Here is a 13778-nt window from a genome sequence, read left to right on the forward strand (position 1 = left end):
TTTATGTCTAAAGATAAAAAATTTGTTTCGGAAATTACGCCGCAAAGCGAGGATTTCTCGAAATGGTATATTGATGTCATTAAAAAAGCCGAGCTTATGGATTATTCGCCGGTGCGCGGATGTATTATTTTTCGCCCGGAAGGTTATGAGCTATGGGAAAATATTCAACGTGATCTGGACCGCCGCTTTAAAGAAACCGGACATCGCAATGCGTATTTCCCGCTCTTTATTCCAGAAAGCTTTTTCCAGAAGGAAAAGGAGCATGTCGAGGGCTTTAATCCTGAGCTTCCTTGGGTAACAGAAGCAGCAGGCGAGAAGCTTGAGGAGCGCCTTGCTATTCGTCCAACTTCGGAGACGATGTTCGGGCATATGTATGCCAAATGGATTCAATCGTACCGCGACCTACCGCTGCTCATTAACCAATGGGCGAATGTAGTCCGCTGGGAGAAACGCACGCTGCCTTTCCTGCGCACAAGTGAGTTTCTATGGCAGGAAGGCCATACAGCGCATGAGAATGAAGAGGAAGCTCGTCAAGAAACGATGCAAATGCTCGGCATTTACCGTGACTTTGTCGAGGAATTTCTGGCGATTCCGGTCGTTGTTGGACAAAAGACGCCTTCGGAGCGTTTTGCGGGCGCAGTAGATACGTATTCGATTGAAGCGATGATGAAGGATGGCCGTGCCGTACAGGCGGGAACTTCTCATTACTTGGGAACGAAATTTGCCGTAGCATTTGATATTAAATATTTGGACCGTGAAAATCAGCTGCAATTTGCCCATACGACCTCATGGGGTGTGAGTACCCGTCTCATTGGCGCTATGATTATGGTGCATGGTGACGATCGTGGCCTTGCGTTGCCGCCTAAAGTCGCTCCAACACAAGTGATTATGATTCCTATCGGTCCAGCGAAAACGCGCGACCAAGTTGTCGGCCGGGTAGATGAGCTATATGCCGAGCTTAAAAAAGCGGGTGTTCGCGTCAAGGTGGATGACCGTTCGGACGTAAGCCCTGGCTGGAAGTTCAATGAATATGAAATGCGCGGCATTCCGCTTCGTCTGGAACTGGGGCCACGTGATATGGAAAATGGACAAGTAGTACTCGTATCACGCATTAGCGGCGAGAAGAAGGTAGTCGAGCAGGCTAATCTCGTCGCTGAAGTAGAAGCGATGCTTGTGCAAATCCATAATGAAATGTTTGAGAAAGCGAAGCAGTTCCGCGAGGATCATTTCTATTCGGTAGATACGCTGGATGAAATGAAGGCATCGCAAGAGGAGCAGCGCGGCTTTGTGCTTGCGGGCTGGTGTGGCTCGGAAGCATGCGAGAAGCAGGTCAAGGAAGAGACGGGAGCAACAAGCCGCAACATTCCATTCGAGCCTACCGAGAAAAAGAGCACATGCCTCGTTTGCGGCGACGCCGCCGAGCATACAGTTGTTTTTGCTCGCGCTTACTAGAACGGGCTCACCTGTAGCAACAGAGCGTCTTCGTTCGAATGCTTGAAGTGCATTGTACGCAACAGAATCTTTCGCTTTTTCTTTAATTTTAATTTGTATTTTTTTGTTCTGCATTGAGTTTTGATGTGTTATGCTGATTACAAAGCAATTTCAAGGCAGGGAAATGGAATCAGCCATTTCCCTGCTTCTATGAGAAGTGCTGGTTTAGCGAGCGCTTATACAACGGTTTTTGCGGTGGGGAGAGCGAGGTTAAGGGGGCAAGCGGAGTGAAAGGTTTGAGCTGGAGAAGCGAAGCGTTCGCTTAAAGCTTTCCGTAGGAAAGCAGCTTCGTAAGCATAAGCTTTTGCTTTCGGATTTCAACCGCTGATGCGGCTTGATGTTGAAGAAATCCGAAAGCAATGGCGATCGTAAGCCAAACCTTTCACGCAGCGCCGATCCCCCTTAACCGAGCCGACCATCCCCATTGCAACAGCGAAAATAAGCCAGCGAGCGTTAGGAGTGGATAAAATCATGAGCCAAACCGACAACAAAAGGCAGCGCTTTGAGCTGCTGCTGCAGCAGTCGGAATTACCGCAGGAAATGATACAATCCTTTTTTCAGGATGGTTATATAGATCAGGTTGTAGTCGCCAAGAACAACCGCAAGTGGACGTTTTGCATACGCAAAACGTCTTTGGTTCCTTATAAGGCCTATAGTGGATTAAGCCAGGCGGTCAAGCAAAAGTTTGCCCATATTGCTGATACCTCCTTCCAATTTATATACGATGAGCAGCTTTCTTCAGAAGAGCTTGCGAGCGAATATTGGCCGCTTTTCAAAGAGTGGGCGCAGCAGGAAATCGCTTCGGTTAACGGTTGGCTTCTCAAAGCAACGATTACGACGGAAGGCGATGTTATTACGCTGCTGATGCTGGATGAAATGGGGCTGGAGCTGGCGCGTAAAAAGCGGATAGATGAAGAAATTACCCGCTTTTATGAGCGGCAGTTTAGCCGAAGCTATAAAGTAAAGCTTGCCGTTGGCGAAGCTAAAGCAGAGGTATACGAAGAGTTCGAGCAGCGGCGGGTAGCGGAGGAGCGCGAGGTCATTCAGCAAATTATGGCTAGCGCCGCAGCTGAGGAATTGGGCGATGATGGCGAGCCGCCGGCAAGACTGGCGGTCGGATATGACATTCGCGAAGAGCCGGTTCCATTGATGAACATTCGCGAGGAAGAGAAGAAAATAACGGTGCAAGGCGCCGTATTCGGTCTGGATAAGAAGGAGCTGCGCAACGGAAGCACGCTCTTTACCTTCAACTTGACCGATTTCTCCGATTCCTTGTCCCTAAAAATGTTCGCCAAAACAAAAGATGATGTCAAAGTGCTGGATCTATTGTCCAACGGCAAATGGGTGAAGGCGCGTGGCAGAGTCGAATATGACCGGTTTATGCAGGAGCCGGAGCTTGTCATGATGCCGAATGATTTGCATGAGGTTCATGCACCAGCAGACCGCAAAGACAATGCGGAGGAGAAACGGGTAGAGTTTCATCTGCATACGACAATGAGCGCGATGGATGCGGTGGCTCCCATTGATGCTTATGTAAAGATGGCAGCCAAATGGGGACATAAAGCAATGGCGGTCACTGACCACAGCAACGTGCAATGTTACCCGGAAGCAGCGAAAGCAGCGAAAAAGAACGGCATTCAGCTATTATTTGGCCTAGAGGCTAACGTGGTAAATGATGCGGTTCCGATAGTGCTTAATCCGCGGGAGCAGCCGCTCGCTGGCTCCGAATACATCGTTTTCGATATCGAGACGACGGGACTTTCGGTCATTAATAACAAAATTATCGAGCTTGCCGGCGTGAAAATGAAAGATGGCAAAGAAGTGGCGACATTCGCCACCTTCATTAATCCACATGAGAAAATTCCTTATCATATTCAGCAATTGACGAATATTAATGATGAAATGGTACAGGATGCGCCGGAGCTTGAGCCAAAGCTGCGCGAATTCATTGAATTTATTGGCGATACCGTACTTGTTGCCCACAATGCCCGCTTTGATATCGGGTTTTTGCAAGCAAACTGTAAATCGCTTGGCCTGCCGGAAATTAAAAACCCGGTCCTTGATACACTGGAGCTGGCAAGGTTTTTGCATCCAAGCTTGAAAAATCATCGTCTCAATACGCTGTCAGCTAAATACAAAATCAGCCTGGAAAACCATCACCGTGCGATTGATGACTCCATCGCCTTGGGCGGGGTATTGTTCGGCTTGATTAGCGATGCGGCTGAACGCAATGTTACAGGCCTGCATCAATTAAATGATTATGTCGGTATCGATTTATCGAACAGCCGCCCGTTTCACTGCTGTATTTATGCACTGAACGCAGTCGGCAAGAAAAATTTATACAAGCTCGTATCGCTCTCCCATACGCAGCATTTTAAACGGGTAGCAAGCATCCCGCGGACGAAGCTAGTGGAGCTGCGCGAAGGGCTGCTCGTCATATCCGGATGTGAAAAAGGCGAGTTTTACGAAACGGTGCTGAATAAATCGTATGAGGAAGCTGTAGAAGTCGCGCGGTTCTATGATGTACTGGAAATTCAGCCGATTGATTTTTACATGCATTTAGTGGACAAAGGTCTCGTTGGCAGCCGTGCTGAAATCGAGCAAGCACACCGCCGTGTGTGCCAAATTGCTGATGAGCTGGGCAAGCCAGTTATTGCGACAGGCAATGTCCATTATTTGAATCCTCGGGATAAGCTGTTCCGCGACATTGCGATCCATGGCATTACGGGTTTTAGTCCGCTGAAAGACATGCGCAAGCCGGATGCCCACTTCCGTACGACCGATGAAATGCTTAAGGAATTTGCGTTCCTTGGAGAAGCACGGGCGTATGAGGTCGTTGTGACCAATACGGTGCAGCTTGCCGAACGCTTTGAGCCGTTTGACCTGTTTCCTCCGGAGTTGTTCACGCCGATTATGGAGGGAGCAGAAGAGGAGATCCGCACCACCTGCTACAATACAGCTAAAGGATTTTATGGCGAGGATCTGCCGCAAGTCGTCATTGACCGGTTGGAGAAAGAACTCGTGCCGATTATTAAATTCGGATTTTCCGCGAACTATTTAATTTCTGAGCGTCTTGTGAAAAAATCGAATGAGGACGGCTATTTGGTCGGCTCCAGGGGCTCTGTTGGTTCCTCTGTTGTAGCTACGTTTCTCGGCATATCCGAGGTTAATCCGCTGCCAGCGCATTATATGTGCAAAAATCCAGCATGCAAGCATAGCGAATGGTTTCTCGATGGCAGCATTCCGAGCGGCTTTGACCTTCCCGACAAATCTTGTCCAAAATGCGGAGAGCCGCTAAAGGGCGAAGGGCAGGATATCCCGTTCGAAACATTCCTTGGCTTCAAAGGTGATAAAGTTCCCGATATCGATCTTAACTTCTCTGGTGAATACCAGCCGATAGCGCATAACTACACAAAGGTGCTGTTTGGGGAAAAAGCTGTATTTCGGGCCGGGACAATAGGTACGGTAGCGGAGAAAACGGGCTTCGGCTTTGCCAAGAAATATGAAGAAGCAAATGGCAAAAAATGGCGCGGTGCCGAGCTGTCCAGACTGGCTGCCGGTGTAACGGGCGTTAAGCGTAGTACTGGTCAGCATCCGGGCGGTATCGTCGTTGTGCCGGATTACATCGAAGTAGAGGATGTAACACCAGTTCAATATCCGGCTGATGACGTAAATGCAGAATGGAAGACGACCCATTTTGACTATCATGCCTTTGAGACGAATTTGCTCAAGCTCGATATACTCGGACACGATGATCCGACGATGATGCGGATGCTTCAGGATTTGACTGATGTTGACCCAACAACGATCCCGATGAACGATCCTAAAGTGATGAGCATGTTCAATTCGACCAAAGCGCTTGATGTTTCTCCAGAGAAAATTCGTACGCCAGTAGCCACATATGGCGTTCCCGAGATGGGTACGAAGTTCGTTCGGCAAATGCTTCAGGAGACGCAGCCGTCTTCCTTTGCCGATTTGCTGCAAATTTCCGGGTTGTCCCACGGAACCGGCGTTTGGCTCGGCAATGCGCAGGAGCTCATTAAGAAGGGAACCTGCAATATCAAAACCGTTATCGGCTGCCGGGATGATATTATGCTTTATTTAATTTACAAGGCGGGCATGGATGCAGGTCTGGCCTTCAAAATTACCGAGAGCGTGCGTAAGGGCAAGGGACTTTCTGACGAATGGATCGAAGAGATGAAGCGCTGCAAAGTACCGCAGTGGTACATTGACTCCTGCTTGCGCATTGAGTATATGTTTCCGAAGGCGCATGCCGCGGCCTATGTTATTTCGGCGGTGCGGACAGCCTACTTCAAGCTGTATTATCCAATTGCTTATTATGCGACTTACTTTACCGTTCGCGCGGAAGATTTTGACCTTGAAATATTGTGCCAAGGCTACGATGCAATCAAACGCAAGCTGATAGAAATTGAAGAAAAAGGCTTTGCGGCGCTGCCTAAGGAGAAAGCGAGCATCTCGCTGCTCGAGATGGCGCTTGAGATGACAGCACGCGGCTTCTCTTTTAAACCGATTGATCTTTACCGTTCGGATGCGACAAAATTCCAAGTCGATGGCGATTCGCTCGTGCCTCCGTTTGCAGCGATTCCGGGTATTGGTGAAAATGCCGCACGCAATATTGCCGCTTCCCGTAATGATGGCGAGTACCTGTCGATTGAGGATTTCCAGCAAAGATCGAAGGCGAGTAAAACGATTGTCGAGGTGCTGAACGGGATGGGCTGTTTCCGAGGATTGCCGGAATCGAACCAGCTCTCGTTGTTTTAGAACGTGGTATATCGGCATTTGTACAGCATTTCAACTTGAAAAGTTTTCTTGTCACTACTTATGCGGTTATGTTATAATTTTCGTGGCAATGATGTTGATAAGCGTTTGATGCAGAAGAGTGGGGAAACCCACTCTTTACGTTTTGTTTTCGGGTCTTTAAGGGTCTGAAAGGCCAAATCAATCGTTTGGACCGAACGGGAGGTAGCAGCAATTTGAGCATTTCCAAAATCAAAACCGTCGTGGAAGAAATGGTAACACCATTTCTAAGCGAAAATGGATTTGAACTTGTTGATATTGAGTACGTCAAGGAAGGAAGCAACTTCTTCCTCCGGGTTTCAGTAGACAAGGAAGGCGGCATTGATATTGACGAATGCGGCCGTATTAGCGAATTTTTAAGTGAACAACTGGACAAGAACGATCCGGTAACGGATGCTTATTTTCTTGAAGTGTCGTCGCCTGGCGCCGAAAGGCCGCTTAAGAAAGCCGAAGATGTGCGCAAAGCCGTCGGCAAGCACGTATACATCACGACCTATGAGCCGATTAACGCATCCAAGGAATTTGAAGGTGACCTCATTTCGTTCGATGGAGAAGAGCTTGTAGTCAAAGTCGGCAAGAAAGAGCATGCCATTCCTTATGCTAAAGTGGCGGGAGCACGCCTCGCCATCGTTTTTTAAAATATAGGAAAGTATATCATTTCGTTATCCTTTCTCTATATTTCTCGGAATGAAACGCGCCGCACCGCCAAGGGACGGCGACAGCCGTTTCATCTTGAACAACGTTTGTTATAATTGAAGGGGGGACCAGAGTTCCAATGAGCATGGATTTTATTGAAGCATTATCGGAAATAGAGAGGGATAAAGGGATAGCCAAAGAAGTGCTGATTGATGCGATCGAAGCAGCGCTGATTTCAAGCTATAAGCGGAACTTTAACGCTGCGCAAAATGTGCGTGTCGATATTAACCGCTATACGGGTGTTATTAAAGTATATGCCCGCAAGACGGTGACGGACGAAGTGCTTGATCCCCGTTTGGAAATTACAGTAGAAGCGGCTCGTGAAGTGAATCCGCATTACCAGCTTGACGATGTGGCGGACATTGAAGTGACGCCTCGTGATTTTGGCCGTATTGCAGCGCAAACCGCGAAGCAGGTCGTAACGCAGCGCATTCGCGAGGCTGAACGCGGCTTGATCTACAATGCTTTTATCGACAAAGAAGAGGATATTGTGAATGGTATCGTGCAGCGCCAGGACGTTCGCAACCTTTTTATCGATTTGGGTAAAGTAGAAGCAGTAATGCCGCTGACAGAGCTTATGCCAACTGATAAGTTCAAGCACGGAGACCGTGTGAAATCGTATATTACGAAAGTGGAAAATACGACTAAGGGTCCGCAAATTATTTTGTCCCGTACGCATCCAGGTCTGCTTAAGCGTTTATTTGAGCTAGAAGTTCCGGAAATTTACGATGGAGTCGTTGAAATTCGCTCGGTTGCGCGCGAGGCAGGCTTCCGTTCGAAAATTGCCGTTTTTTCGCGCAATGACGAAGTTGACGCTGTAGGCTCATGCGTAGGTCCGAAAGGAATGCGTGTGCAGACTATTGTTGGCGAGCTGAAAGGCGAGAAGATTGATATCGTGTGCTGGTCTGAAAATGTCGAAGAATACGTTGCGAATGCGCTGAGCCCATCTAAAGTGCTTGAAGTTATCGTTTTTGAGCAGGAAAAAATGGCCCGTGTTATTGTACCGGATTATCAGCTTTCGCTTGCAATCGGGATTAAAGGGCAAAACGCTCGTCTAGCGGCGAAGCTGACTGGCTGGAAAATCGACATTAAGAGTGAATCGCAAGCTGAGCAGGAGTACGGTCGTCCGAAAACGATGACGGCAGTTATGCCGCAAGATTCGGTTTCCATTGATCTGGCTTAACTAATATATCGGCTGCGTTCATCAACGGGTAAAGGGGGGATGTGCGATGAGACCGAGAAAAGTGCCGCTGCGCAAATGCGTAGCCTGCCAGGAAATGAAACCGAAGAAAGAGCTTATTCGGGTCGTTAGAACGCCTGATGAGGAAATTCTAATTGATCTTACTGGCAAAAAAGCCGGTCGGGGCGCCTATTTGTGCGGGAAAGTCAGCTGCTTTAAGCTGGCCAAAAAGACAAAAGCACTGGATCGAGCTTTGAAGCAACCTGTTGGCGTAGCTATTTACGACCAGCTTGAACAGGATTTCATTGCGGTAGAGGAAGAGTTTCTGGCAGAAAAGGAGCGGGTAAGCGATGAAGATGAATAAAGGCTTGTCCTCGCTCGGCATGGCCATGCGGGCTGGAAAATTGGTTACTGGCGATGAAATCGTGCTCAAGGCGGTACGTAAGGGAGAGGTGCATCTCGTCATTATTGCGGGTGACGCATCTCCAAATACGAAAAAAAAGTTTCAAGATAAATGCAGCACCTATGGGGTAGAGCTCGCCGAAGCGTTCGACCGCGATCAACTTGGAAAAGCTATAGGAAAGCTGGACCGAGTCGTACTGGCGGTAACTGACGCAAAGTTCGGAAAAATGATTGCGGGTCATCTGAATCAAAATTCGGAGGTGGATCATATTGAACAAACCACAGGACAGCAAGGACAATAAAGATAAGCTGCGTGTATACGAATATGCGAAATCCCTCAGCATGAGCAGTAAAGAAATTATAACGATTCTTAAACGGCTGGATATGCCCGTTAACAACCATATGAGTGTGATGGAAAACGAAATGGTTAATAAAGTGGAAGGCTTTTTCCGCGATATTAAAGCTAACGCAGCAGCAAAGCGGGCGAAAGAGTCAAGCGGAGCAACCGTATCTTCCACTTCGCAAGCGCCATCTAAGCCTGTTCAGCCGAAGCAACAACCAGTATCACAGCAAGAAGCCATTAAACCGGAGCTCGAAGCTTCCGGATTAAACAATAAAAAAATTACGCAAGATAGACAGGAGCCTATGAATTCTATTAAAACGACAACGCAAAACAACCAACAGCAACGTCCGTCCCAATCGTCCCCAAGCAGCAACAACAGGTCCGCAGCACCTAGCGGCAGCCGTCCAGCGCAAGGTTCTGGCCAATCGCAAAGCAGCAGCCGTCCTAGCCAAGGCGGCCAAACGCAAAATAGCCGTCCAAGTCAAGGTGGCCAATCGCAAAACAGCCGTCCTAGCCAAGGATCAGGCCAAGGCAACCGTCCAAGCAGTGGCGGACCATCGCGTCCACCAGCTTCACAAGGAGCTAATCGCCCATCTGGAACAGGTCCGTCCCGTCCGTCAGGCGATGCTTCGAGAAGCACAAACGGCAATGCGAATAATAAGCCAGGTGCAAGAAAACCAGGCGCAAACCAAGGGCAAAAACGGTTTGAAGATGGAAGACCAGGCGGTTTTGGCCGCAACAATAACAATAATCGCGGTGGCAGAGGACGCAACCAGCGTAATCAGCCGCAAGTATTCCGTGAGAAAATCGACAATACGCCTAAGAAAATCATCGTACGTGGTACGTTGACCGTTGGCGAATTGGCAAAATTGCTTCATAAAGATGCTTCCGAAGTTATTAAGAAGCTGATCGTTCTTGGCGTAATGGCTACCATTAACCAAGAGATCGATATGGATGCAATCCTTCTGCTTGCCGGTGAATATGGCGTAGAAGTAGAAGTGAAAATTCCGGTTGAAGAAGATACGTTCGAAACGGTTGAAGAAACGGATGAGGAAGCTGATCTATTGCCTCGCCCTCCTGTTGTAACGATCATGGGTCACGTTGACCATGGTAAAACAACTTTGCTGGATGCAATTCGCAAAACGAACGTAACAGGCGGAGAAGCTGGCGGTATTACCCAGCATATCGGTGCTTACCAAATCGAAGCTAACCATAAAAAGATTACGTTCCTCGATACACCTGGTCACGAAGCGTTTACGCTGATGCGTGCCCGTGGTGCGCAAGTAACGGATATTACAATTATCGTTGTTGCAGCCGATGACGGCGTTATGCCGCAAACGGTAGAGGCAGTCAACCATGCGAAGGCAGCGGGCGTTCCAATTATCGTTGCGGTTAACAAAATTGATAAGCCAGATGCTGATGCAGATAAAATCAAGCAAGCTTTGACAGAGTATGAGCTGGTTCCGGAAGAGTGGGGCGGAGATACCATCTTCGTTAACGTTTCAGCGAAACAGCGTATTGGTCTGGAAGAACTGCTCGATATGATTTTGCTTGTAGCGGAAGTAAATGATTTCAAAGCTAACCCCGACAAGCGTGCACGCGGTACGGTCATTGAGGCTGAACTGGATAAAGGTAAAGGTCCGGTTGCTCGTGTACTCGTACAGCATGGTACGCTCAAAATCGGAGATGCCTTCGTTGCAGGTAACTGCTTCGGTCGTATTCGGGCAATGGTTAATGACAAGGGCCGCCGCTTAAAAGAAGCTGGACCTTCCACACCAGTCGAAATTACTGGTTTGACAGAGGTTCCACTTGCTGGCGATCCGTTCATGGTGTTTGAAGACGAGCGTAAAGCGAGAGCAATCGCTGATCGCCGTGCGATTAAGCACCGTCAATCCGAGCTTGGCGCGAACTCCCGCGTAACGCTTGACGATTTGTATAAGCATATTAAAGATGGAGAGATCAAGGATCTCAACGTTATTATTAAATCCGACGTTCAAGGTTCGGCAGAGGCGCTTAAAGGCTCGCTCGCGAAAATTGACATCGAAGGCGTACGTGTCAAAATCATTCATAGCGGTGTAGGCGCGATTACCGAATCGGATATCAACCTGGCTTCTGCTTCGAATGCAATCGTTGTCGGCTTTAACGTTCGTCCTGAGCCGCAGGCTGATCTGGCTGCACAGCAGGAGAAAGTTGATGTTCGTATGCACCGCGTTATTTATAACGTAATTGAAGAGATTGAACAAGCGATGAAAGGGATGCTTGATCCAATCTTCAAAGAAGTAATTATTGGTCATGCTGAAGTCCGTAACGTATTTAAAGTAAGCAAAGTTGGAGCTATCGCTGGTTCCATGATTACTTCCGGCAAGATCACTCGTTCTTCTGAAGCGCGGATCGTTCGCGGCGGCATCGTTGTTTTCGAAGGAAAAATCGATACGCTCAAACGCTTCAAGGATGATGTCAAGGAAGTTGCTCAAGGCTACGAGTGCGGAATTACGCTTGAGCGGTTTAGCGACTTCAAAGAAGGGGATATTATTGAAGCCTTCGTAATGGAGTCAGTAGAGAGGTGAATAAAGCATGGCTAAAATTCGTGTAGGTCGGGTAGGCGAGCAGATTAAAAAAGAGCTTAGCCAAATTATCCAGACAGAAATCAAAGATCCACGCGTCGGTTTTATTACAGTGACCGGCGTTGAAACGAGTAATGATTTGTCCCAAGCCAAAGTATATTTGAGCGTGCTGGGCAGCGAAGAGCAAAAGGAAGAAACGCTCAAAGCAATCGGCCGCGCAACAGGCTTTATCCGTTCTGAGCTAGGCAAGCGGATGCGTTTGCGTCATACGCCAGTGCTGATCTTTAAATTCGACAGCAGCATTGAGTATGGAAGCCGTATTGAAGGAATCCTCGAGGAAATTAATGGGGAGAACAAAGGATCATGACGGCTGCTGCGACCTATTTGCAGCAGTTGGATGATGCACTTGCTTTTATGCGTGATGGGGACGACTTTTTGGTCGTCTCCCACGTTCAACCAGATGGCGATGCCATTAGCTCGACGGTCGTCGTCGGCTGGCTGCTGGAGAAGCTTGGGAAAAAATCCAAGCTGATTAACGAAAGTGAGCTGCCTTCAAGACTTGCTCATTTGCGCTCATTCGATACGATTATTAATTATGGTGAAGTACAGCCATCAGAATCGTTTGCTCGCGTTATTGCAGTCGATTGTGCGGATTATCGCCGGATGGGCAAAGTGGAAAGTTTGTTTGCTGCAGGCGTGGAACTGCTTAACATCGATCATCATCCGACTAATGACGGCTTTGGTACGGTTCAATTGATTCGTCCGAATGCAGCAGCTACGGTTGAAATTTTATATGATTTAATTGAACGTGCGGGCATTTCGATTGATTTGGAATGCGCGACGGCTATATATACAGGCTTGATCACAGATACTGGCGGTTTCCGCTACTCAAATACGACACCTCATGTGATGAATATTGCTTCCCGCATGCTGTCGATTGGTGTACCGGGTCACAAATTAGCCGATCTGCTGCTCGAAAAGATGACGATGTCAAAGCTGAAGCTTCTGCAGCGTTGTCTTAGCAGGCTTACTTTTAGCGATAATCAGCAAATTGGCTGGCTTTATGTCAATAAGGATGATTTTGCTGAGACAGGTGCTGTTTCGGAAGATATGGAAGGCATCGTCAATTATGCTCTGAACATTGACGGCGTGGAAGTCGGCATTATGTTTAAAGAGACAGAAGATGGCGGAGTGAAAGCCAGCTTAAGATCAGCAGGAACGGCTGATGTTGCCGCGATTGCCCAATCCTTTGGCGGCGGTGGACATGTACGCGCTGCTGGCTGCCGAATTGATGCGCCGCTTCAAGAAGCAATCGCCCAATTGGTCGATGCGGTCAGAAAGGCGTTGAGCTAACAGATGGACGGTATTATCGCAGTATGGAAGCCCGCTGGCTGGACCTCGCATGACGTCGTAGCCAAGGTGCGGAGACTGCTGAAGATGAAGCGTATCGGCCACACGGGGACGCTGGACCCGATGGTGACAGGTGTTCTGCCGCTATGTCTCGGCAGAGCTACTCGTGTAGTTGAATACGTGCAGGAGCGTCCCAAGGCATATGAAGCTGTTATCCAGCTTGGCATTGCAACGGATACAGAGGATTTGACAGGCTCGGTTACGCAGGAGCAAACAGGTGTGCAGGTAACGCGTGAAGATATTATTCGCGTGCTGCGCAGCTTCGTGGGCGTTATCGAACAAGTTCCGCCGATGTTCTCTGCTGTAAAGGTAGATGGAAAACGATTGTATGAACTGGCACGTGAAGGCAAGACGGTAGAGCGCAAATCACGGAAAGTAACGATTCATCAAATTGAACTGATCAATCTTGAGCTTGATTTGGAGTTTCCGCGTTTTTCGTTTTCGGTTGTCTGTTCGAAAGGAACGTATATCCGCACTTTATGTGTAGATATCGGCCAGGCGCTAGGTGTTCCAGCGGCGATGGCGGAGCTCACCCGGACGATGTCCGGTGGTTTTACGAAGGAGCAATGCGTAAGCCTAGAGCAGATTGAAGCTCTTGGCACGGAGGGAATCGGGCCGTTTATTTTGCCTGCTGAGCTGGGTATCCAGCATTTGCCTCGCGTTACGGTCGATGCTCATTCGGCCTCGCTTGCCCTGAAAGGACAAAAGCTTCCGCTTCGCTTGCTTGCTGAAAAGCTTGAAACGGAGCAGCCGGTACGTCTTTTTGATGAAAATGGTTTGTTTATTGGTATTTTCGAGGCCGATCATGCTTTATCAGTGTTGAAGCCTATCAAGGTGTTCTCGTAACTGAGCCCATACTCGGTTATCGGAAAGT

The 13778-nt window shown here is 48.4% G+C and carries 10 protein-coding genes; all 10 read left to right on the top strand.

What is annotated here, in order from left to right:
• Positions 1-3 precede the first annotated feature (3 nt).
• Positions 4-1452, top strand: a complete 1449-nt coding sequence (proS, locus tag AC6B99_RS13735; protein WP_056038153.1) for a proline--tRNA ligase — start codon at positions 4-6, stop codon at positions 1450-1452.
• Positions 1453-1962: 510 nt separating this feature from the next.
• On the top strand, positions 1963-6273 hold the full coding sequence (locus AC6B99_RS13740) for a PolC-type DNA polymerase III (protein WP_056038149.1): 4311 nt from the start codon (positions 1963-1965) through the stop codon (positions 6271-6273).
• 212 nt (positions 6274-6485) lie between these two features.
• Entirely contained in the window at positions 6486-6947 is a 462-nt protein-coding gene (rimP, locus tag AC6B99_RS13745) for a ribosome maturation factor RimP (RefSeq protein ID WP_046230752.1), read from the top strand.
• A 137-nt stretch (positions 6948-7084) separates the two neighbouring features.
• Positions 7085-8188, top strand: coding sequence for a transcription termination factor NusA (gene nusA, locus AC6B99_RS13750; protein ID WP_056038147.1), 1104 nt, complete (start codon positions 7085-7087; stop codon positions 8186-8188).
• A 46-nt stretch (positions 8189-8234) separates the two neighbouring features.
• Positions 8235-8549 carry an RNase P modulator RnpM gene (gene rnpM, locus AC6B99_RS13755; RefSeq protein ID WP_046230754.1) on the top strand — a complete coding sequence of 105 codons (315 nt, stop codon included), beginning with the start codon at positions 8235-8237 and terminating at the stop codon, positions 8547-8549.
• The gene (locus AC6B99_RS13760; protein WP_056039066.1) at positions 8542-8889 is read left to right on the top strand and encodes a L7Ae/L30e/S12e/Gadd45 family ribosomal protein; all 348 of its coding nucleotides are present in this window, start codon (positions 8542-8544) and stop codon (positions 8887-8889) included. The genes rnpM and AC6B99_RS13760 overlap by 8 nt, the downstream gene beginning before the upstream one ends.
• A 40-nt stretch (positions 8890-8929) precedes the next feature.
• Positions 8930-11497 (top strand): translation initiation factor IF-2, encoded by a 2568-nt coding sequence (infB, locus tag AC6B99_RS13765; RefSeq protein ID WP_235533233.1) that lies wholly within the window; start codon positions 8930-8932, stop codon positions 11495-11497.
• A 7-nt stretch (positions 11498-11504) separates the two neighbouring features.
• Complete coding sequence (rbfA, locus tag AC6B99_RS13770; RefSeq protein WP_046230756.1) at positions 11505-11861, top strand: 30S ribosome-binding factor RbfA; 357 nt, start codon at positions 11505-11507, stop codon at positions 11859-11861.
• Positions 11858-12847, top strand: coding sequence for a DHH family phosphoesterase (locus AC6B99_RS13775; protein WP_056038144.1), 990 nt, complete (start codon positions 11858-11860; stop codon positions 12845-12847). The genes rbfA and AC6B99_RS13775 overlap by 4 nt, the downstream gene beginning before the upstream one ends.
• Before the next feature lie 3 nt (positions 12848-12850).
• On the top strand, positions 12851-13750 hold the full coding sequence (truB, locus tag AC6B99_RS13780) for a tRNA pseudouridine(55) synthase TruB (protein WP_056038141.1): 900 nt from the start codon (positions 12851-12853) through the stop codon (positions 13748-13750).
• Positions 13751-13778: the final 28 nt, after the last annotated feature.

Source organism: Paenibacillus liaoningensis (assembly GCF_059609455.1).

What these genes read in the sequence shown, in the direction of transcription:
- rnpM (WP_046230754.1), top strand. Translation starts at nt 8,235, where the DNA reads ATGAGACCGAGAAAAGTGCCGCTGCGCAAATGCGTAGCCTGCCAGGAA.
- infB (WP_235533233.1), top strand. Translation starts at nt 8,930, where the DNA reads ATGAGCAGTAAAGAAATTATAACGATTCTTAAACGGCTGGATATGCCC.
- AC6B99_RS13775 (WP_056038144.1), top strand. Translation starts at nt 11,858, where the DNA reads ATGACGGCTGCTGCGACCTATTTGCAGCAGTTGGATGATGCACTTGCT.
- truB (WP_056038141.1), top strand. Translation starts at nt 12,851, where the DNA reads ATGGACGGTATTATCGCAGTATGGAAGCCCGCTGGCTGGACCTCGCAT.
- AC6B99_RS13740 (WP_056038149.1), top strand. Translation starts at nt 1,963, where the DNA reads ATGAGCCAAACCGACAACAAAAGGCAGCGCTTTGAGCTGCTGCTGCAG.
- proS (WP_056038153.1), top strand. Translation starts at nt 4, where the DNA reads ATGTCTAAAGATAAAAAATTTGTTTCGGAAATTACGCCGCAAAGCGAG.
- rbfA (WP_046230756.1), top strand. Translation starts at nt 11,505, where the DNA reads ATGGCTAAAATTCGTGTAGGTCGGGTAGGCGAGCAGATTAAAAAAGAG.
- nusA (WP_056038147.1), top strand. Translation starts at nt 7,085, where the DNA reads ATGAGCATGGATTTTATTGAAGCATTATCGGAAATAGAGAGGGATAAA.
- AC6B99_RS13760 (WP_056039066.1), top strand. Translation starts at nt 8,542, where the DNA reads ATGAATAAAGGCTTGTCCTCGCTCGGCATGGCCATGCGGGCTGGAAAA.